The sequence below is a fragment of the Inquilinus sp. Marseille-Q2685 genome (assembly GCF_916619195.1).
In the GTDB taxonomy this organism is placed as follows: domain Bacteria; phylum Pseudomonadota; class Alphaproteobacteria; order DSM-16000; family Inquilinaceae; genus Inquilinus.
The window spans coordinates 1,729,220-1,747,182 of the sequence record NZ_CAKAKL010000002.1; the positions used below are offsets into that span (position 1 = coordinate 1,729,220).

General features: G+C 70.7%; 21 protein-coding genes. 12 read left to right on the forward strand and 9 right to left on the reverse strand.

Features of this window, described 5'->3' with window-relative positions:
* Window positions 1-66 precede the first annotated feature (66 nt).
* Window positions 67-531, reverse strand: a complete 465-nt coding sequence (locus LG391_RS17200; protein ID WP_225769222.1) for a DUF6130 family protein — start codon at window positions 529-531, stop codon at window positions 67-69.
* 248 nt (window positions 532-779) lie between these two features.
* Between LG391_RS17200 and LG391_RS17205 the strand changes: the two genes are divergently transcribed.
* The gene (locus tag LG391_RS17205) at window positions 780-974 is read left to right on the forward strand and encodes a DUF2798 domain-containing protein (RefSeq protein ID WP_225769223.1); all 195 of its coding nucleotides are present in this window, start codon (window positions 780-782) and stop codon (window positions 972-974) included.
* A gap of 39 nt (window positions 975-1,013) precedes the next feature.
* On the opposite strand, the gene LG391_RS17210 is transcribed toward LG391_RS17205, so the two are convergent.
* Window positions 1,014-1,919, reverse strand: a complete 906-nt coding sequence (locus LG391_RS17210; RefSeq protein ID WP_255646677.1) for a LysR substrate-binding domain-containing protein — start codon at window positions 1,917-1,919, stop codon at window positions 1,014-1,016.
* 111 nt (window positions 1,920-2,030) lie between these two features.
* The gene (locus tag LG391_RS17215) at window positions 2,031-3,437 is read right to left on the reverse strand and encodes a PLP-dependent aminotransferase family protein (RefSeq protein WP_225769225.1); all 1,407 of its coding nucleotides are present in this window, start codon (window positions 3,435-3,437) and stop codon (window positions 2,031-2,033) included.
* 89 nt (window positions 3,438-3,526) lie between these two features.
* Here LG391_RS17215 and LG391_RS17220 point away from each other — a divergent pair, with 89 nt between their 5' ends.
* The 6 genes from LG391_RS17220 to LG391_RS17245 all read left to right on the forward strand — a co-directional run bounded on the left by LG391_RS17220 (window position 3,527) and on the right by LG391_RS17245 (window position 8,115).
* A complete protein-coding gene (locus LG391_RS17220; protein ID WP_225769226.1) occupies window positions 3,527-3,967 on the forward strand; it encodes a cupin domain-containing protein in 441 nt (146 codons plus the stop codon).
* A gap of 26 nt (window positions 3,968-3,993) precedes the next feature.
* A complete protein-coding gene (locus tag LG391_RS17225) occupies window positions 3,994-4,452 on the forward strand; it encodes a carboxymuconolactone decarboxylase family protein (protein WP_225769227.1) in 459 nt (152 codons plus the stop codon).
* Window positions 4,453-4,465: 13 nt separating this feature from the next.
* Window positions 4,466-5,383 carry an NAD(P)-dependent oxidoreductase gene (locus LG391_RS17230; RefSeq protein WP_225769228.1) on the forward strand — a complete coding sequence of 306 codons (918 nt, stop codon included), beginning with the start codon at window positions 4,466-4,468 and terminating at the stop codon, window positions 5,381-5,383.
* 116 nt (window positions 5,384-5,499) lie between these two features.
* Window positions 5,500-6,312, forward strand: a complete 813-nt coding sequence (locus tag LG391_RS17235; RefSeq protein ID WP_225769229.1) for an enoyl-CoA hydratase — start codon at window positions 5,500-5,502, stop codon at window positions 6,310-6,312.
* A 7-nt stretch (window positions 6,313-6,319) separates the two neighbouring features.
* Window positions 6,320-6,808 (forward strand): CoA-binding protein, encoded by a 489-nt coding sequence (locus LG391_RS17240; RefSeq protein ID WP_225769230.1) that lies wholly within the window; start codon window positions 6,320-6,322, stop codon window positions 6,806-6,808.
* Between the two features lie 5 nt (window positions 6,809-6,813).
* On the forward strand, window positions 6,814-8,115 hold the full coding sequence (locus LG391_RS17245) for an O-acetylhomoserine aminocarboxypropyltransferase (RefSeq protein WP_225769231.1): 1,302 nt from the start codon (window positions 6,814-6,816) through the stop codon (window positions 8,113-8,115).
* A 6-nt stretch (window positions 8,116-8,121) separates the two neighbouring features.
* Here LG391_RS17245 and LG391_RS17250 read toward each other — a convergent pair whose 3' ends face one another.
* Window positions 8,122-8,997 (reverse strand): LysR family transcriptional regulator, encoded by an 876-nt coding sequence (locus LG391_RS17250; RefSeq protein WP_225769232.1) that lies wholly within the window; start codon window positions 8,995-8,997, stop codon window positions 8,122-8,124.
* Window positions 8,998-9,090: 93 nt separating this feature from the next.
* On the opposite strand from LG391_RS17250, the gene LG391_RS17255 reads away from it, so the two are divergent.
* A complete protein-coding gene (locus tag LG391_RS17255; RefSeq protein WP_225769233.1) occupies window positions 9,091-10,077 on the forward strand; it encodes a quinone oxidoreductase in 987 nt (328 codons plus the stop codon).
* Between the two features lie 270 nt (window positions 10,078-10,347).
* Here the strand turns inward: LG391_RS17255 and LG391_RS17260 are convergent, their stop codons facing one another.
* Window positions 10,348-10,932 (reverse strand): SOS response-associated peptidase, encoded by a 585-nt coding sequence (locus tag LG391_RS17260; protein ID WP_225769234.1) that lies wholly within the window; start codon window positions 10,930-10,932, stop codon window positions 10,348-10,350.
* A 29-nt stretch (window positions 10,933-10,961) separates the two neighbouring features.
* Entirely contained in the window at window positions 10,962-11,741 is a 780-nt protein-coding gene (gene xth / locus LG391_RS17265; protein WP_225769235.1) for an exodeoxyribonuclease III, read from the reverse strand.
* 66 nt (window positions 11,742-11,807) lie between these two features.
* Between xth and LG391_RS17270 the strand changes: the two genes are divergently transcribed.
* Window positions 11,808-12,218 (forward strand): VOC family protein, encoded by a 411-nt coding sequence (locus LG391_RS17270; protein WP_225769236.1) that lies wholly within the window; start codon window positions 11,808-11,810, stop codon window positions 12,216-12,218.
* 2 nt (window positions 12,219-12,220) lie between these two features.
* On the opposite strand, the gene LG391_RS17275 is transcribed toward LG391_RS17270, so the two are convergent.
* From LG391_RS17275 to maiA, 3 genes are all read right to left on the reverse strand, one after another.
* Window positions 12,221-13,111: an amidohydrolase gene (locus LG391_RS17275; RefSeq protein ID WP_225769237.1), complete on the reverse strand. Its 891-nt coding sequence runs from the start codon at window positions 13,109-13,111 to the stop codon at window positions 12,221-12,223.
* The gene (locus LG391_RS17280) at window positions 13,098-14,363 is read right to left on the reverse strand and encodes an MFS transporter (RefSeq protein WP_225769238.1); all 1,266 of its coding nucleotides are present in this window, start codon (window positions 14,361-14,363) and stop codon (window positions 13,098-13,100) included. The genes LG391_RS17275 and LG391_RS17280 overlap by 14 nt, the downstream gene beginning before the upstream one ends.
* Window positions 14,364-14,551: 188 nt before the next feature.
* A complete protein-coding gene (gene maiA, locus LG391_RS17285; RefSeq protein ID WP_225769239.1) occupies window positions 14,552-15,193 on the reverse strand; it encodes a maleylacetoacetate isomerase in 642 nt (213 codons plus the stop codon).
* A 66-nt stretch (window positions 15,194-15,259) separates the two neighbouring features.
* Here maiA and LG391_RS17290 point away from each other — a divergent pair, with 66 nt between their 5' ends.
* The 3 genes from LG391_RS17290 to metF all read left to right on the forward strand — a co-directional run bounded on the left by LG391_RS17290 (window position 15,260) and on the right by metF (window position 17,962).
* Window positions 15,260-15,886, forward strand: coding sequence for an HAD family phosphatase (locus LG391_RS17290; RefSeq protein WP_225769240.1), 627 nt, complete (start codon window positions 15,260-15,262; stop codon window positions 15,884-15,886).
* Between the two features lie 220 nt (window positions 15,887-16,106).
* On the forward strand, window positions 16,107-17,057 hold the full coding sequence (locus tag LG391_RS17295; RefSeq protein WP_225769241.1) for a metalloregulator ArsR/SmtB family transcription factor: 951 nt from the start codon (window positions 16,107-16,109) through the stop codon (window positions 17,055-17,057).
* A complete protein-coding gene (metF, locus tag LG391_RS17300) occupies window positions 17,054-17,962 on the forward strand; it encodes a methylenetetrahydrofolate reductase [NAD(P)H] (protein WP_225769242.1) in 909 nt (302 codons plus the stop codon). Before LG391_RS17295 ends, metF begins: the two co-directional genes overlap by 4 nt.
* Window position 17,963 lies beyond the last annotated feature (1 nt).

Below are 17,963 nucleotides of genomic sequence, written 5' to 3' on the forward strand. Positions count from 1 at the left end.
CTCCCCTCCGGTTTCCGCCAGTAGGGCGGAGCGCGGCGGCCGCCGCAAGCTCCCGCATGCGCCGCCTTAGTGGTGCTGCCCGGGGGCCGCCGGGACCGTGAACGAAACCGCCTTGCCGGAGATCACATGGTGCTCGGGGGTGGCGATCTCGATCAGCACCTTGTGCTCGCCGGCCGGGAGTCCCGCCAGGACGATGGCGCCCGTGCCGCCAGCGTCGGCCCAGTGCCAGGGCAGGTCATCGACCGTGACATGCAGGTGGCCTGCCCGCGGCGACACGTCGCTCGCGCCGACGCCGAAGATCGGCAGGATCCGGAAGTTCTCCGTCCGGTACGGAATGATGGCCGTTCTCCTGCCGACGAGCGGCTCGGCGAGGGGCGGGTCGACATGGAGCTTCGGTTCGGGCTCGGTCCGGAGCGGAAGATACTGCGTCGGCCCGGCGCTCGGCGTTTCGGCCCGGACCGCCGGTCCCGCCGCCGTCAGAAGGGCGGTCGCGGCCAATCCGAGGGCCGTGATCATGGCAAGCTTCGACATCTCAATGCTCCTTGATCCTGCGTGTCGGCAGGCCCGGTCTCGGGCTGCCATGAACGGCGAAGATCTGGGCTTACCGGGGATGAGCCCGTACCCGGAGAAAATGAGAGCCAGCCTCTCGCATTCCCGCTCTCCAGCCGGGAGACGCGATGCGCGATATTCGGTGCCGGCCAACCGCCGGATCGGGAACGTCGGGTTCAACGACGGCAGGCTGGTCCCACCGGCATCAGCCGGCCGCCCGTGAGGGAGACATGAACACGCAAACGAAACGGAAGATCGCCTTCGCCCTGTCGATGGGCGTCGTGACGACGGGGATCATCTCCTTCGTCCTTCTGGCGCTCAACCTGGGCTTCTCGGAGGATTTCGCCCTGACATGGCTGCGCTCCTGGGGCACCGGTTATGTGATCGTCATTCCCGCCATCCTGCTGCTCGGCCCGCGCCTGTAGACGCAGGTCGACCGCCTGGTCAACTGAGCCGGCGCAGCGCTACGGAAGCGACCCTGCCGGATCGCTGCGCCCATAACCGCTGCTGGCCGCCCGCAGCCGCGGCAGGGCCCAGTCGATGAAGGCACGCACCTTCAGGGTGACAAGCCCCTGGCGCGAATAGATCATGTGGATCGGCCTCGGCTCGCCGCCGTACTCCGTCAGGATCGGCACGAGCGCGCCGGAGGACAGCTCCCCGGGGATCTGATAGTCGAACAGACGCGCGATGCCGACGCCGGCCAGTGCCGCGGCGACGCAATTGGCCGCGGTGTTGACCTCGATCCGGCCCGGGGGTGCCACCTCGATCTGCTCGCCGTCGACGGTGAACGACCAGAAGAACGACCGGTTGTTGAACATGATGCCGTGATGGCTCGACAGGTCGGTGGGGTGTTCGGGCGCGCCGTGCCGTTCCAGATAGGCCGGGCTGGCGCAGGTCAGCAGGCGGAACTCGCCGGCCTTGACGGCATAGAGGGAGCTGTCGGGGAGATCGCCGAGCCGGATGGCGATGTCCACCTGCTCGTTCACCAGGTGAACGGAGCGGTCCAGCGACAGCAGGTTCAAGGTCACGTCCGGGTGCCGGTCCATGAAGTCCAGCGCGATCGGCAGCACGTAGCGGCTGCCGAACTCCACGGGCATCGTGATCGTCAGCGTGCCGCGCGGCGCCTGATACTCGCCGGACGCCCGGCGCTCGGCCTCTTCAAGGTCCGCCATGATCTTCCGGGCGGCGTCGACATAGTCGCGCCCCGCATCGGTGAGCTGCAGGTTGCGGTTGGTGCGGATGATGAGGTTGGCGCCGAGATGCCGCTCGAGATCGGCGACCTTGCGGCTGACGCTGGGCAAGGGGGCGTTCAGCCTCCGGCTGCCGGCCGACAGGCTGCCAGCCTCGACCACCGCAAGCAGGACCCGCATCGCATCGAATCGATCCATCCGGCCCCGGCGACTGGGTTTCGACCGTCAAGGTATCCCGGCCGGCGATCGATGCCCAGGCTCGATCCGCGGGGACAGCCGCAAGATGGCTCCTCAGGCGAAGCGTTCGATGACGCTCCAGAGGCGGTCGCATGATCGCGCGAGGTGCCGTTGCGGCGCCGTCGCGATTCCCAGCAGCAGGCCGGATCGTGCCGAGGCCGGCGACGCGTACCAGAGCGACAGCGGGATGGGCGCCAGTCCGAAGGCCAGCATTTCCCGGGCGATGGTCAGGTCCGGCGCGCCGGCCGGCAGCGGAAGCAGCGCGGCCAGCCCGGCGACCGTGACCTCCCCGGCGCGCGGCCGAAGGCAGTCCAGCAGGGCGTCGCGCTGGGCGGCATAGAGGCGCTTGGTCCGCCGGAGATGCCGCAGGTAATGGCCCTCGCGCATGAACGCCGCGGTCGCGAGCTGGATGCCCGGCCCGGGTGCCGGGGCGAGGCACGCGGCGACCTCGGCGAACCTTGACGCCAGCGGCGCGGGGGCGACCACGAACCCCAGGCGCCAGGTCGGGCTGATGGTCTTGCTGAAGGAGCCGATATGGATCCCGCGCCCGGCCCGGTCGAGCGAGGCCAGGGCCGGCGTGGCCCGCCCCTTCAGCTGCAGCTCGCCCAGATAGTCGTCCTCGATCACCCAGGCGCCGTCTTGGGCCGCCCATTCCAGGAGGCGCAGGCGCCGGGCCAGCGACAGGGCGGTGCCGAGCGGCGCTTGCTGGCCCGGGGTGACGACGGCCAGCGCCGCATCGGGAGCGTGCCGCAGGCCGTGGTCGACATCGATGCCGTCGGCGTCGACCGGGACCGGCACGATCGCCAGCCGCGCCAGCTCCAGCCCATGCCGGGTGAACGGGAAGCCGGGATCCTCCATCCAGGCCTTGCGCCCCTCGAGGCCGAGCACCCGCAGCGCCAGCCCGAGGCCGCTGCTGTATCCGGCGGTGACGATGACCTGGGAGGGCGAGCATTCGATGCCGCGCGCGACCGCGAGATAGGCGGCGATCTCCCGCCGCAGCTCGAACTCGCCGCGCGGATCCGGATAGATGGCCGGGGCGCTTGCTTCCGCGCGGATGGCCTGTGCACGGATCCTGGCGAGGAGCTTGGCGGGCAGGGTCTCCTGCGCGGGCACGCCCATCTGGAAGATCGCCGGCCCGGCCGTGAGCTCGCGATACATCTCCATGAACGACCCGGGATCGGGCGCCGGCTCCTTCCGGACGGGACGAGCGGGCCGGGCCGCGACGCGGGTGCCGGTCGCGCGCGAGGCGACGATGAGCTGGTCGTCCGACAGCCTTTCATAGGCCGAACGCACCGTGCCGCGGGCCACGCCGAGCTGCGCCGCCAGGTCCAGCCAGGACGGCAGGCGCGCGCCGGGCGCGAGCACGCCGCTCTCGATCGCCGCACTGATCCCTTTGCGGATCTGCTCCGTCAGCGGCGTCTTCGCGGATCGGTCGAGCTGCAGGGAGAGAGGCTTTGCCATGGCCCGTGGTACACGACTTTTGTCGATTCCTGGTGCTTATTCCTGACCCAGCAAGGGATCAATTTGGCGGGGGAAAGGAGAACCCCGCCATGTTCATCAGATCCATCGTCATCGCCGCCTCTCTTGCCGTCGCGGCGCCGGCTGCGGCCCACGGCCCGGGCGATGCCGCCACGACCGCCGCGGCCCAGGCCACGGGCGAGACCGTCACGACGAATTTCGAGCACGCGATCCCCAACATCCCGGGCAAGTCGCTGGTCGCCCTGATCGTCGATTATGCGCCGGGCGGGGCTTCGCCGTCCCACATCCACGCCAAGTCGGCGTTCATCTACGGCCATGTCCTCTCGGGCGAGATCGAGTCCAAGGTGAACGACGAGCCCGTCCGGGTCTACCGCGCCGGCGAGAGCTTCTACGAAGCGCCGGGGTCCAGCCATCCCGTCAGCCGCAATGCGAGCGCAACCCGGCCGGCCAGGCTGCTCGCCGTCTTCGTCGTCGACACCGACGACACGGTCCTGACCACCCCGGTCCAGTAATCCCGCTTGGCGAGGAGTGCGAACGGATGAGCAAGCGTCTCGACTACAACCAGATCGCGCCGGCAGGGGTGAAGGCCCTCGGCGGCGTCTACGGCTACGTCATGCAGAGCGGCCTGCCCGCGACGCTGGTGGAGCTGGTCTATCTGCGCATCTCGCAGATCAACAACTGCGCCTACTGCCTCGACATGCATATGCGCGACCTGCTGAAGAAGGGGCAGCCGATCGAGAAGCTGGCGCTGGTCCAGGCCTGGGCGGAAGCCGGTCCCCTGTTCGACGGGCGGGAGCGCGCCGCCCTGGCCTGGGCCGAGACGGTGACCCGCGTCTCCGAGACCGGCGTGCCAGACGCGGCCTATGAGGCCGCACGCACGGTGTTCGAGGAGCGGGAGCTGGTCGACCTCACCATCGCGATCGGCCTGATGAACGCCTACAATCGTATGGCGATCAGCTTCCGCAACACGCCGCAGGCCGTCCTGGCCGCCCAGTGACAGGGAGGTGCTCGTGAGGATCTTCGTTGCAGGCGCCACCGGCGCCGTCGGCCTGCCGCTCGTGCGCGCGCTGTGCACGCTCGGCCACCAGGTGACCGGCATGATCCGCGCCGGCCGGGGCGTGGACCGGCTGCGCGAGCTGGGGGCCGCGGCATCCTTCGCGGATGCCTTCGACCCGAAGGCCGTGCGGGCCGCGATCGCGGCGGCCCGGCCGGATGTCGTGATCGACCAGCTGACGTGGCTGCCGGCCGATCCCGCCGACATCGTCAAGTCCCTGCCGGACGACACCCGGCTCCATCGCGAGGGCGGCGGCAACCTCCTCGCCGCGGCGCGGGAGCTGGGCGTCGGGCGCTACATCATGCAGTCCCGCGGCTTCTTCCTGGATGCACCCGCCGGCCGGCTCGCCGACGAAAGTGCCGGCTTCAGGGCCGATGCGCCCGGCGATGTCGGCGAGAGCACGCGCGTCATGGGCGAGTACGAGGGCCGGGTGCTCGCGGCGCCGTCGATGGCCGGGGTCGTCCTGCGCTACGGCTTCTTCTACGGCCCCGGCACCTGGTACCGGCCGGAAGGGGCCATCGCGGATCAGGTCCGCAGGGGCGACGCGAGGATCATCGGCAACGGCAACGCGGTCTGGTCCTTCGTCCATATCGACGACGCGGTCGCGGCGACCGTCGCCGCGCTGACGGCCGATCCGGGCGTCTACAACATCGTCGATGACGACCCGCTGCCCGTCGCCGAATGGCTGCCGGCCTTCGCCCGCTGGGTCGATGCGCCGGAGCCGCCGCGGATCGGCGTGGAGGACGCGCTGGCGACCATCGGCGAAGAGGCCGTCTACTACCACACGCGCCTGACCGGGGCATCCAACGGCCGGGCCAAGGCGCAGCTCGGGTTCACGCCGCGGCCGCTGCTGTGGAAGGGCCCTGGGACGTAGGCGAGGCCGTCGCTCTCGGCCGGGCATCGTGGCGGCAGGATCGGGAAGACGTCTGTTTCATCCGCCGGGCATCGGGGTAGAGTGCGTGCCGCACCGACCGGACCCGAGGAACCGCCATGTCCGCCGACCCGCTGCCCGCCGCTTTCCCGGCGAAGGACGTCCCGCTGCTGCGGCAGGATGCCGACGGCGTCGCCGTGCTGACCCTGAACCGCCCGGCGGCGCGCAACGCCCTGTCGTTGGCCCTGATGCTGGCGCTGGAGACCGAGCTGCAGGCGATCCGCCAGGACGAATCCGTCAAGGTCGTGGTGCTGGCGGCATCCGGCCCGGCCTTCTGCGCCGGCCACGACCTGAAGGAGCTGCGCGGCGACCCGAGCCGCGAGCATTACGAACGGATCTTCGCCCAGTGCTCGGCCCTGATGCTGGCGATCACCCGGCTGCCCAAGCCGGTGATCGCCCAGGTCCAGGGCATGGCGACCGCGGCCGGCTGCCAGCTGGTCGCGACCTGCGACCTGGCCGTCACGGCCGAGGAGGCACGCTTCGCCACGCCGGGGGTGAATATCGGCCTGTTCTGCTCCACCCCCATGGTCGCCCTGTCCCGCGCCGTCGGCCGCAAGCCGGCGATGGAGATGCTGCTGACCGGCGACGCCGTGACCGCCGACCGGGCGCGCGAGCTGGGCCTGGTCAACCGCGTGGTGCCGGCCGGGCGGCTGGCCGAGGAGACGATGGCCCTGGCCCGCCAGATCGCGGAGAAGTCGCCGCTGACCCTGGCGATCGGCAAGGAGGCCTTCTACGAGCAGGCCGAGATGGGGCTGCAGGGCGCCTATGAATATGCGAGCGAGGTGATGGTGCGGAACATGCTGGCCCGCGACGCCGAGGAGGGCATCGACGCCTTCATCGAGAAGCGACCGCCCGTCTGGCAGGGGTGCTGAGGCCGGGATGGACCACGAGCGCTACGACGACGCCTATCTGCGCGGCATCCTGCGCGGGGTGAAGACCATCGCCATGGTCGGGGCCAGCCCGAACTGGAACCGGCCCAGCTACTTCGCCATGACCTATCTGCAGGGCAAGGGCTACCGCGTCATCCCGGTCAATCCGGGCGTGGCCGGCCAGGCCATCCTGAAGGAGACGGTCTACGCCCGGCTGGCCGACGTGCCGCAGCCGGTCGACATGGTCGACATCTTCCGCAACAGCGAGGCCGCGGCCGGGGTGGTCGACGAGGCGCTGGCCCTGCCGGTCAGGCCCAAGGTGATCTGGATGCAGCTCGGCGTGCGCAACGACGCCGCCGCGGCGAAGGCGGAAGCCGCCGGCATCCAGGTGGTGATGAACCGCTGCCCGAAGATCGAATGGGCGCGGCTGAACGGCGAGCTGAGCTGGATGGGCACCTCGTCGCGCGTGATTTCGTCGAAGATCCAGAAAAGAGGGTGAGGATCATGTCCGAGAATAGCGGCGGCCCGGGCTTCGAGACGCTGGCGATCCATGCCGGCGCACGGCCCGACCCGACCACCGGCGCGCGGCAGACGCCGATCTACCAGACCACCTCCTACGTGTTCGAGGATGTCGACCACGCCGCTTCGCTGTTCAACCTGCAGAAGCTGGGCTTCATCTACAGCCGCCTGACCAACCCGACCGTGTCGGTGCTGGAGGAGCGGATGGCCTCGCTGGAGGGCGGCGTCGGTGCGATCGCCACCTCCTCCGGCCACGCCGCCCAGCTCCTGGCCCTGTTCCCCTTCATGGAGCCGGGGGCCGAGATCGTCGCCGCCAACAAGCTCTATGGCGGGTCGATCAACCAGCTCGGCAACAGCTTCAGGCGCGCTTTCGGCTGGACCACCCATTTCGTCGATGCCGACGATCCGGAGACCATCCGCCGCGCCGCCAACGACAAGACCAAGGCGATCTTCGTCGAGAGCCTGGCCAATCCGGGCGGCGTGGTCAGCGACCTGGAGGCGATCGCCGCGGTGGCGCGCGACCTCGGCGTGCCGCTGGTCGTCGACAACACCATGGCCACCCCCTATCTGTGCCGGCCGATCGAGCACGGCGCCGACATCGTCGTCCACTCCACCACCAAGTTCCTGTCCGGCAACGGCACCTCGGTCGGCGGCGTGGTGGTGGATTCCGGCCGCTTCAACTGGGCCCAGTCCGACAAGTTCAAGGGGCTGACCGCCGAGGAGCCGGGCTATCACGGGTTGCGCTTCTTCGAGACCTTCGGCGACCTGGCCTACACCTTCTACGGCCACGCGGTCGGCCTGCGCGACCTCGGCACCAACCAGCAGCCGCTGAACGCCTTCCTGACCCTGCTGGGCATCGAGACGCTGTCGCTGCGGATGGACCGGCACATCGAGAATGCGCAGAAGGTGGCGGAGTTCCTGTCCACCCACCCGGCGGTGGAGTGGGTGAACTATGCCGGCCTGCCGGGCTCGAAGTACCACGCTTTGGCCAAGAAGTACCTGCCGCGCGGCGCCGGCGCCGTCTTCACCTTCGGCGTCAAAGGCGGCTTCGACGCCGGCGTGAAGGTGGTCGAGGGCGTGGAGCTGCTGAGCCACCTGGCCAATATCGGCGACGCCCGCTCGCTGATCATCCACCCGGCCTCGACCACCCACCGCCAGCTGACGCCGGAGGGGCTGCGCGCCGCCGGCGCCGGGCCGGAGGTGATCCGCCTGTCGATCGGCCTGGAATCGGTCGGCGACATCATCGCCGACCTCGACCAGGCGCTGCGGGCCGCGACGGGGGCGTAACTGCGACTATCCGCCGGCTCCCTCGAGGAGCCGGCGCTCGCGGGCGAAGATCGCGGCGATGGCGTCCATCGCCAGCCGCATCCGGGGCGAGCGGCGCAGGTCCTCATGGATGCCGATCCAGATCTCGCGGCTGCCGCCCCCCTCGCGGTCGGCCTCGACGCAGGTGAGGCCCGCATCGGCCTCGCCGACGAAGCAGGGCAAGGCGGCGATGCCGATGCCGGCGCGGGCGGCGGTGAGCAGCGTGGTCATGTCGTTGCTGCGCAGCACCAGCGGCCGCGGCCCGGCGAAGGCCAGCATCCAGCGATGCTGCGGCAGCTCGCCCGAGGAGTCGTCGTCGCCCAGGAACACCCAGTCCTCCGGCCGCCGGCCTTCCAGATAGGACGGCGCGGCGTAGAGGCCGAAGGCCATGGTGCCGACGCGGCGGGCCACGGCGCCGTGCTCGGTCGGCCGCGACAGGCGCAGCACCAGGTCGGCCTCGCGCTGGCCCAGCAGCGCCGCCCGCTTCTCGCCGATCAGGGTCAGCACGATGCCGGGATGGGCGGCCAGGAACGGTCCGAGACGCGGCGCCACGAAGTGGTTGGCCAGGAATGGCGGGGCCGAGACCGTGACCGGCCCGGCAACCCCGGCGCCGCCGGCGGCGCGCCGGACGAAGGCCAGCGCCTCCTCCTCCAGCCGCGCCGCGTCCTCGACCAGGCGTTCGCCCTCCGCGGTCAGGCGCCAGCCGCGCGGCAGCCGGTCGAACAGCCGGGTGCCAAGCGCCGCCTCCAGCGCATCGACCCGCCGGGCCACGGTGGTGTGCTCGACGCCCAGCCGGCGCGAGGCGGCGGACAGCGAGCCGGCCCGCGCCAGGGCCAGGAAGTAGCGGACATCACCCCATTCCATCCGTGCATCTTTGCACGGATTTCGTGCGAATTCCCGGACTTCCGAACGGATCATACCGGATCCATCTTCGCCCGACCGAACCGAGGAGGCCGCATGTCCACCACCACCCGCGCCATCCGCATCCACGCCACCGGCGGGCCGGAGGCGCTGTCGCTCGACACCGTCACCCTGGCCGAGCCCGGTCCGGGCGAGATCCTGGTCCGGCAGCGCTTCGCCGGGGTCAATTTCGTCGACATCTACCACCGCACCGGCCTCTACGGTCAGCCGGCCCTGCCGGCCGGGCTGGGCGTCGAAGGCGCCGGCACGGTGGAGCGGGTGGGCCCGGGCGTGACCGGCTTCCGCGAGGGCGACCGCATCGCCTATGCCGGGCTGCCCGCCGGCAGCTACGCCGAACGCCGGCTGCTGCCGGCCGAGCGCGCCATCCGCCTGCCCGACGGCATCGGCTTCGACGTCGCCGCCGCGGTGCTGGTGCGCGGCCTGACCGCCCATATGCTGTTCGAGCGGGTGCGGCCGCTGCGCCCCGGGGACACGGTGCTGATCCAGGCCGCGGCCGGCGGCGTCGGCGTGATCGCGACGCAATGGGCCAAGCGGCGCGGCGCCACGGTGATCGGCACGGTCGGCGACGCCCGCAAGGCCGGGGTGGCGAAGGCGCATGGCGTCGACCACGCGATCCTCTACCGCGAGACCGACTTCGTCGCCGCGGTGCGCGAGGCGACCGGCGGGCGCGGCGCCGACATGGCGATCGACGGCGTCGGCGGCGACACACTGCTCCGGACCTTCGACGCCATGGCGCCCTACGGCCTGATCGCCAGCCTCGGCCAGGTCGGCGGCGGCCTGCCCACGATCGATGTCGGCGAGCTGGGACCCGCGCGGTCGATCGCCCTGGCCCGGCCCAGCGTGCTGCGCCACTACCTGCCCGACCCGGTGGTCTATCCCCGCGCCGCGGCCGAGGTGCTGGCCGAGGTCGAGGCCGGGCTGCGGCCGCTGATCGGCGCGGTCTACCCCCTGGCCGAGGCGGCGGAAGCCCACCGGGCGCTGGAGGCCGGCCGTACCAGCGGGTCGGTGCTGCTGGAGGTCTAGCCCGGATCTCTCACACCCCCTACGCCCTGCGTCGCCTTGCGGCGAGTCGGATGCGGGGGCGGGACGCGAAAAGCGTATAGGGACATACGGTTGAGCGGCCCGCGCCCGCAGGCGGCCGCCGCAAGGCGATCCTTCGGGCCGGTTGAAAATGCCGACAGGGTGCGTCGAACGGCTTGCCCGATGCATCCCCATCGCGCTGCGCCGCTCTCCTGCCCTGTCGGCATTTTGAACCGGCGCAGGACGCAGGGGGTGTGAGAAATCCGGCCTAGGTCAGCCGATCTGCACGACCGTCAGGCTCCCTGCCGGCAGCGGCTTCAGCAGGGTCTTCGCGGACACGGCGGGATCCAGCCAGGCGGCCCAGTCGGCGCGGTCCAGGAGGGCGACCTGGCGGTCGTGGTAGGGCGCGATGTCCGGCCCGGGCGGCGTGGTCAGCATGGTGAAGGCCTCGCCCACATCGGGCGCGGCCCGCCAGATCCCGGCGATGCAGAACCAGGGCTGTCCTGTCCGGGTGAACCGCCACTTGTCCTTGCGCTTCTTGCCCGGCTCCGCCGGGTCGGTGAACTCGGTGAAGCCGTCGGCGATGATCAGGCAGCGGCCGGTGGCGAACTCACGGCCGTCGGAGCGGAAGTTGTAGACCGGCCTGCCGCCCGGCCCCGGCCAACTCCAGCGCCGCTGCACCAGGTCGCCCGCCCCGCCTTCGGCCATGCGGACGATCGGCGCCGTCTCGGTGATCCGGATGCTGTCCCGCGCCTCGAGGTTCGGCGTGCCCTCGGAGGCGCGGAGCTCGATGCCCGCGGCCGCGAAGTCCTGGTTGACGGTCGCGACATCCACCTTCGAGCTGTACTCGTTGCACATCGGCGTCCCCCCCCTCTTCGCGCTGCAGCTTACCGGGCCTTCCCGAGATCGATCCAGGCCGGCGCGTGATCGCTGGCCTTCTCCCATCCGCGGACATGCCGGTCGACGCCGGCCGCCTTCAGCCGCTTGGCCAGTCCCGGGCTCAGCAACAGATGGTCGATCCTGAGCCCAGCGTCGCGGGCATAGGCGTTCCGGACATAGTCCCAGAAGGTATAGATCCGCTCGCCTGGATGCCGCTTTCGCAGCGCATCGATCCAGCCCTGCGCTGTCAGCCGCCGGAACGCCTCCCGCACCTCCGGCCGGAACAGCGCGTCGTCGACCCAGCGCTCCGGCTTATAGACGTCGAAGTCGGTGGGCATGACGTTGAAGTCGCCGGCCAGGACGACCGGGGCGCCGGAGGCCAGCAGCTCGGCGGCACGGGCGGCGAGCCGTTCGAACCAGCGCAGCTTGAAGTCGAATTTCGGCCCGGGTGCCGGGTTGCCGTTCGGCAGGTACAGGCACCCGACCAGCATTCCCGCGACCGCCGCCTCGATGTAGCGGCTGTGGCTGTCGTCCGGATCGCCCGCCAGGCCGCGACGGGTCTCGATCGGCTCGGTGCCGCGCGCCAGGATGGCGACGCCGTTCCAGCCCTTCTGCCCATGCCAGATCGCGCCATAGCCGGCGGCGCGGATCGCGGCGACCGGGAACCGCTCCTGCGGCGCCTTCAGCTCCTGCAGGCAGACGATGTCGGGCGCCGCCTCGCCCAGCCAGCGCAGCAGCACCGGCAGGCGGCCGTTGATGCCGTTGACGTTGAAGGTCGCGACTCTCATGCGCTGCGGAACGGCGACGCGGCGGATCCCGTTCCGAGTCCAGGACGCCCGATCGGGAGAACGCACATGGCCAGGCTCGGTTCGCTCAGCCACATCTATCTGACGGTCACCGATGTCGAGCGCTCGGCGGCGTTCTATCGGCCGGTGCTGGAGTTCCTCGGCTTCAAGCTGGTGAAGATCGACCCGGACCGCGCCGCCTGGGACGCACCCGCCGGCGGCGCCCCGCAGCGCTTCACCCTGGTCGCGGCGAAACCCGATCGCGCCTATCTCGGCCACGACCGGTACTCCCCAGGGCTGCACCACATCTGCTGGCATGCCGACAGCCGCGAGCAAGTCGACGCGCTGCACCGCCTGCTGCGGGAGCGCGACCTGACCGTCCTGGATGCGCCCGCCGAGTACGGCTATGCCCCCGGCTACTACGCCGTGTTCTTCGCCGATCCCGACGGGATCAAGCTGGAGCTCGCGCACATCCCGTAGGCTCAGCCGAAGCCGTACAGCCGGGCCGGGTTGGCGGCGAGGACGGCGTCGCGCTGCGCCGGGTCGGGCACCCAGTCGGCCAGCAGGTCCAGCAGCTCGCCGACATTCGGCATCGGACCGGGATGCGCGACATGCGGCCAGTCGCTGCCCCACACCATCCGGTCCGGCGCGGCCTCGACCAGGGCGCGGGCGAAGGGGATGGTGTCGGCATAGGGCGGGCCGGCCGTCGAGACGCGGAAGGCGCCGGACAGCTTGACCCAGCCCTTGCCCCGGCGCAGCAGGCCCAGCAGCGCCTGGAACCCGGGATGGCCGATCCCGGCCGAGACCGGCATGTGGCCCATATGGTCGACGACGAAGGGTACCGGCAGCCGCTCCAGCCGCGGTGCCAGCTCGGGCAGCGTCCGGGCGTCGAGCAGGAACTGCAGGTGCCAGCCCAGCTCGCGGCAGCGGTCGCCGAAGCGCTCCAGCCGGTCGAAGCCGACGCCGCCGCCGAACAGCACGTTGAGGCGCAGGCCGACCACGCCGGCGTCCTTCAGCCGCGCCAGCTCCACGTCGGGCGCGTCGGCCTCGACCACGGCGATGCCGCGCAGCCGGCCGCGGTTGGCCTGCAGCGTCTCGACCATCAGCCGGTTGTCGGTGCCGTGCACGCTGACCTGGACCAGCACGCCGCGGGCCATGCCGACCGCGTCGAGCATGCCGAGATAGGCTTCCGGCGGCGCCTCGGGCGGGGTGTAGCTGCGGGTCGCGACCAGCGGGTAATTCGGCGGCCCGCCGATGACATGGGCGTGGGTGTCGCAGGCCCCGGCCGGCAGCACGATCCGGCGCGGCGGCCGCGGCGCCGGGTCCGGGCCCTGGCACAGCGGCGCGGTGGGCAGCGGGTCAGCCGTCGACATGCAGGGTCTTCCCCTTGGTTTCGGGCAGGGCCAGCGCGGCGACGAACAGCAGGGCGTAGGCGCCGATCGCGAAGACCGCGATCGCCCGGCCCAGCGGCATGCCGGCGCTGAGATAGCCGACCAGCATCGGGAACAGGGCGCCGACGCCGCGTCCGAAATTGTAGGCGAAGCCCTGGCCGGAGCCGCGCACCCGGGTCGGGAACAGCTCGGTCAGGAAGGCGCCGACGCCGCTGAAATAGCCCGAGCCGAAGAAGCCGAGCGGGAAGCCCAGCAGCAGCACCGCCTCGTTGCTCAGGTTCAGGCTGGTATAGGCGAACACCATGACGATGGCGCAGGCCGAGAACAGGAAGAACAGCTTCTTCCGCCCGATCCGGTCGGCGAGATAGGCACCGACCAGATAGCCCGTGAACGACCCGGCGATGACCACGGCGAGATAGCCGCTGCTGCCGATGTCCGACAGGCCCTGGCCCTTGAGATAGCTCGGCAGCCAGGTGGTGATGGCGTAGTAGCCGCCCTGCGCGCCGGTGGTCAGCAGCGAGGTCAGGATCGTGATCTTCAGGACCGGGCCGGAGAAGATTTCGAGCAGCCCGGGCCGGTCGCCGGTCTCGGCGATCCGGCGCTGCGTCTCGGCGAACACCGGCGGCTCGTCGACGAAGCGGCGCAGGAAGAACACCAGGACCGCCGGCAGGATGCCGATGAAGAACAGGTAGCGCCAGGCGACGGACGGGTCGAAGGCCAGGAACAGCACCGTCTTGACGATCAGCGCCACCGCCCAGCCGATGGCCCAGCCCGACTGCACCGTGCCCACGGCCTTGCCGCGATGCTCGGCCCGGATCACCTCGCCCATCAGCACGGCACCGGCGGCCCATTCGCCGCCGAAGCCGAAGCCCATCAGGGCGCGGGCGATCAAGAGCTGCTCGAAGCTCTGAGCGAAGCCGCTGAGGAAGGTGAAGACCGAGAACCACAGGATGGTCAGCTGCAGCGTCCGCACCCGGCCGATGCGGTCGGCCAGCAGGCCCGCGGCCCAGCCGCCGACGGCGGAGCAGAGCAGCGTCACCGTGGCGATCTGGCCGGCCTGGGCGTTGGTCAGGCTCCACAGCGCGATGATGGTCGGGATCACGAAGCTGTAGATCTGGACGTCCATCGCATCCAGGCCCCAGCCGGCGAAGCAGGCCCAGAAGGTCCGCCGCTCCGGCGGCGTCATCTCCTGGAACCAGGCGGTCGGGCTGGTGTCGGCCGTCTCCGTCGTCATGCTGCCCCCTCGTTTGTTACCGGATTTTGGGACCGGTGGTTGTTCAGGAGACCGTGTCGGAAACGCGTCGGCGTGCGTCGGATAGCGATGGTTCCGAGAACCGGAGCGCAGCGGACGTTTGGTCCGTGAGCACCGGAAGCGCAGGAACCGCCGCTAGACGGCCGCGCCGGCGTGTTTCCGGCACGGTCTTAGGCTTCCGCGTCGCCCTGGCGCTCCGGCGCCGCCTCGGCGAAGGCCGGCAGCGCCACCGCCCGCTCCTCGATCCCCAGCAGCGTCGGATAGGGGTTGAGGTCGCAGTCGAAGCGGCGGGCGTTGTACAGCTGCGGGATCAGGCAGCAATCGGCGACGGTCGGCATCGCGCCGTGGCAGAAGGCCCCGGTGTCCGGCGATCGGGACAGCTGGATCTCCAGCGCGCCGAGACCCTCCGCCACCCAGTGCCGGTACCACTCCTCGATCGCCGCCTCGTCATGGCCGAGCGGCGAGCGCAGATAGCGCAGCACGCGCAGGTTGTTGATCGGATGGATCTCGCAGGCGATCGACAGCGCGATCGACCGCACCCGGGCCCGGCCTGCCGGGTCGGGCGGCAGCAATGGCGGGTTGGGATGGGTTTCCTCGAGATATTCGATGATGGCGAGGGACTGGGTGATCACCGCCCCCTCGCCTTCCAGCGCCGGCACCAGCTTCTGCGGGTTCAGCGAGCGGTAGGGCTCGGCCGCCTGCTCGCCCCGGCGCAGATGATGGAACACCGAATCGTAGTCGAGCCCCTTCAGCGCCATGGCGATACGGACCCGATAGGCGGCCGAGGAGCGGTAATAGGTGTGCAGCTTCATGGCTTGGGTCGGCTTTCCCCGCGTGCTACCAGCGACTCCACATAGCCCGAAGCGGAGCCTCTTGCCATGACCTCGTCACGCCCGGACCTGCCGCGTCCGACCGTCGTCTTCGACATCGGCGCCGTGCTGCTCGAGTGGAACCCGCGGCATCTCTATCGCAAGCTGTTCGCGGACGAGGCGGCGATGGAACTGTTCCTGGCCGAAGTCTGCACCCATGACTGGAATCTGTCGATGGATGCCGGCACGCCCTTCGCCGAGGCCGTCGCCGCGAAGGTCGCCGAGTTCCCGCATCACGAGCCCCTGATCCGCGCCTTCGACGAGCGCTGGGAGGAGATGGTGCCCCATGTCATCGAGGGCACGGTCGAGATCCTGAAGGGGCTGAAGGACCGCGGCGACAAGGTCTATGCCATCACCAACTTCTCGGCCGAGAAGTTCGCGCTGGCGCTGACCAAATGGCCGTTCCTGGGCTGGTTCGACGGCGTCATCGTCTCGGCCCATGAGAAGCTGCTGAAGCCCGATGCGCGGATCTACCGGCTGCTGGAGAGCCGCTTCGGCCTCACCCTCTCGGACTGCATCTTCATCGACGACAACCCCGACAACGTCGCCGGCGCCCGCGCCGTCGGCATGCGCGCCATCCGCTTCGAATCGCCCGAACAGGCACGGCGGGAGCTGATCGAGATGGGGGCGCTGTAGGCGCCTCATCCCCTCTCGTCATTGCGAGGAGGCGAAGCCGACGAAGCAATCCAGGGGCCGGTGCGCACCGGCCCCTGGATTGCTTCGCTGCGCTCGCAATGACGTTTATAGGGCTATCCCGCAGGCGCTCCACACAAACACATAAAGACATGTTTATGTCTTGCTGGGAGTTTGCTATCCTCCCCTCGGTGCAAGCTGAGGAGCGGGAGGCCGGAGGGTCGTGGAGCGTCTGCTGCAGGGGCTGAGGGCGGCGGCCGAGCCGACACGGCTGCGGATCCTGATGCTGTGCGCCCATGGCGATCTGTCGGTCACCGACCTGACGCAGATCCTGGGCCAGAGCCAGCCGCGCGTGTCGCGCCACCTGAAGCTGCTGGCCGAGGCCGGCCTGCTGGACCGGTTCCGCGAGGGCACCTACGCCTTCTTCCGCCTGGCCGAGACCGGCGCGGTGGCCGAGCTGGCGCGCAGCCTGGTCGACCTGATCCCCGACGCCGACGCCACGGTCGGGCTGGACCTGGAGCGGCTGGAGGCGGTGAAGCGCCAGCGCGCCGAGGCCGCCGCCGGCTATTTCCGCGACAACGCCTCGCACTGGGACGAGATCCGCACCCTGCACATCGCCGACAGCGCGGTCGAGCAGGCGATCCTGGACCTGCTGCCGCCCGGCGAGATCGGCGACCTGCTGGACCTCGGCACCGGCAGCGGCCGCATGCTGATCCTGCTGGGCGAGCGGGTGCGCCGCGCGGTCGGCATCGATCTGTCGCGCGAGATGCTGTCGGTGGCCCGCGCCAATATCGAGCGCGCCGGGCTGCAGCGGCACTGCCAGGTGCGGCAGGGCGACCTGTACCAGCTGCCGCTGCCCGGCGAATCCTTCGACGTCGCGCTGGTCCACCACGTGCTGCATCACCTGGAGGACCCGGCCGCGGCGATCGCCGAGGCGGCGCGGGTGCTGCGCCCCGGCGGCCGGCTGATCGTCGCCGATTTCGCGCCGCACGATGTCGAGAATCTGCGCACCGAGCACGCCCATCGCTGGCTCGGCTTTCCCGACGACATCTTCGCCCGCTGGCTGGAGCGGGCCGGCTTCGACGCCGAACCGCCGGTGCATCTGCCCGGCGCCCCCCTCACCGTCACCATCTGGCCCGCCCGGCGGGCGGCGCAACGGAGAGCCGCGGCATGACCCACCTCCCCCATGCGAATGCCCCGGCCGAAGCCGGCCGCCGTGACCCCATCGTCAGCTTCGAATTCTTCCCGCCCAAGACCGAGGCGGCGGAGGCGACGCTGATGGAGACGGTGACGCGGCTGGCGCCGCTGGCGCCGGACTTCGTCTCGGTCACCTACGGCGCCGGCGGGTCGACCCGCGACCGCACCTTCGGCATCGTCACCCGGATCCAGGACGGCAGCGGGTTGCCCACCGCCTCGCACCTGACCTGCGTCGGCGCCTCGCGCGAGGAGATCGACGGCGTCGCCCGCGCCCTGTGGGCCGCCGGCATCCGCCGCATCGTGGCGCTGCGCGGCGACCCGCCCGGCGGCGCGCCCTACGAGGTGCGGCCGGACGGCTATGCCTATGCTGTCGACCTGGTGGCGGGGCTGCGCCGCATCGCCCCCTTCGACATCTCGGTCGCGGCCTATCCGGAAGTCCACCCGGCGGCGCCTTCGGCCGAGTTCGACCTGGACAACCTGAAGCGCAAGGCCGATGCCGGCGCAGACCGGGCGCTGACCCAGTTCTTCTTCGACACCGAGGCGTTCCTGCGCTTCCGCGACCGTGCCGCCGCGGCCGGCATCGGCCTGCCGATCGTGCCGGGCATCCTGCCGATCACCAACTTCGCCCGCACCAAGGAGTTCGCGACCGCCTGCGGCGCCGCCATCCCGGACTGGCTGGAGATGCTGTTCGAGGGGCTGGACGAGACCCCGGACACGCGCCAGCTGGTCGCCGCCTCGGTCGCGGTCGAGCAGTGCCGGCAGCTGCAGGCCCATGGGGTGGAGGAGTTCCACTTCTACACCCTGAACCGGGCCGAGCTGACGCTGGCGATCTGCCGCTTCCTCGGCATCCGCCCTCGCCGGGCCGAGGCCTGCGCCGCCTGAA

Bases quoted from the DNA above. Each gene is read 5' to 3' on its own strand.
- LG391_RS17200 (WP_225769222.1), bottom strand. From the start codon at position 531: ATGTCGAAGCTTGCCATGATCACGGCCCTCGGATTGGCCGCGACCGCC.
- LG391_RS17205 (WP_225769223.1), top strand. From the start codon at position 780: ATGAACACGCAAACGAAACGGAAGATCGCCTTCGCCCTGTCGATGGGC.
- LG391_RS17210 (WP_255646677.1), bottom strand. From the start codon at position 1,919: ATGCGGGTCCTGCTTGCGGTGGTCGAGGCTGGCAGCCTGTCGGCCGGC.
- LG391_RS17215 (WP_225769225.1), bottom strand. From the start codon at position 3,437: ATGGCAAAGCCTCTCTCCCTGCAGCTCGACCGATCCGCGAAGACGCCG.
- LG391_RS17220 (WP_225769226.1), top strand. From the start codon at position 3,527: ATGTTCATCAGATCCATCGTCATCGCCGCCTCTCTTGCCGTCGCGGCG.
- LG391_RS17225 (WP_225769227.1), top strand. From the start codon at position 3,994: ATGAGCAAGCGTCTCGACTACAACCAGATCGCGCCGGCAGGGGTGAAG.
- LG391_RS17235 (WP_225769229.1), top strand. From the start codon at position 5,500: ATGTCCGCCGACCCGCTGCCCGCCGCTTTCCCGGCGAAGGACGTCCCG.
- LG391_RS17240 (WP_225769230.1), top strand. From the start codon at position 6,320: ATGGACCACGAGCGCTACGACGACGCCTATCTGCGCGGCATCCTGCGC.
- LG391_RS17245 (WP_225769231.1), top strand. From the start codon at position 6,814: ATGTCCGAGAATAGCGGCGGCCCGGGCTTCGAGACGCTGGCGATCCAT.
- LG391_RS17250 (WP_225769232.1), bottom strand. From the start codon at position 8,997: ATGGAATGGGGTGATGTCCGCTACTTCCTGGCCCTGGCGCGGGCCGGC.
- LG391_RS17255 (WP_225769233.1), top strand. From the start codon at position 9,091: ATGTCCACCACCACCCGCGCCATCCGCATCCACGCCACCGGCGGGCCG.
- LG391_RS17260 (WP_225769234.1), bottom strand. From the start codon at position 10,932: ATGTGCAACGAGTACAGCTCGAAGGTGGATGTCGCGACCGTCAACCAG.
- xth (WP_225769235.1), bottom strand. From the start codon at position 11,741: ATGAGAGTCGCGACCTTCAACGTCAACGGCATCAACGGCCGCCTGCCG.
- LG391_RS17270 (WP_225769236.1), top strand. From the start codon at position 11,808: ATGGCCAGGCTCGGTTCGCTCAGCCACATCTATCTGACGGTCACCGAT.
- LG391_RS17275 (WP_225769237.1), bottom strand. From the start codon at position 13,111: ATGTCGACGGCTGACCCGCTGCCCACCGCGCCGCTGTGCCAGGGCCCG.
- LG391_RS17280 (WP_225769238.1), bottom strand. From the start codon at position 14,363: ATGACGACGGAGACGGCCGACACCAGCCCGACCGCCTGGTTCCAGGAG.
- maiA (WP_225769239.1), bottom strand. From the start codon at position 15,193: ATGAAGCTGCACACCTATTACCGCTCCTCGGCCGCCTATCGGGTCCGT.
- LG391_RS17290 (WP_225769240.1), top strand. From the start codon at position 15,260: ATGACCTCGTCACGCCCGGACCTGCCGCGTCCGACCGTCGTCTTCGAC.
- metF (WP_225769242.1), top strand. From the start codon at position 17,054: ATGACCCACCTCCCCCATGCGAATGCCCCGGCCGAAGCCGGCCGCCGT.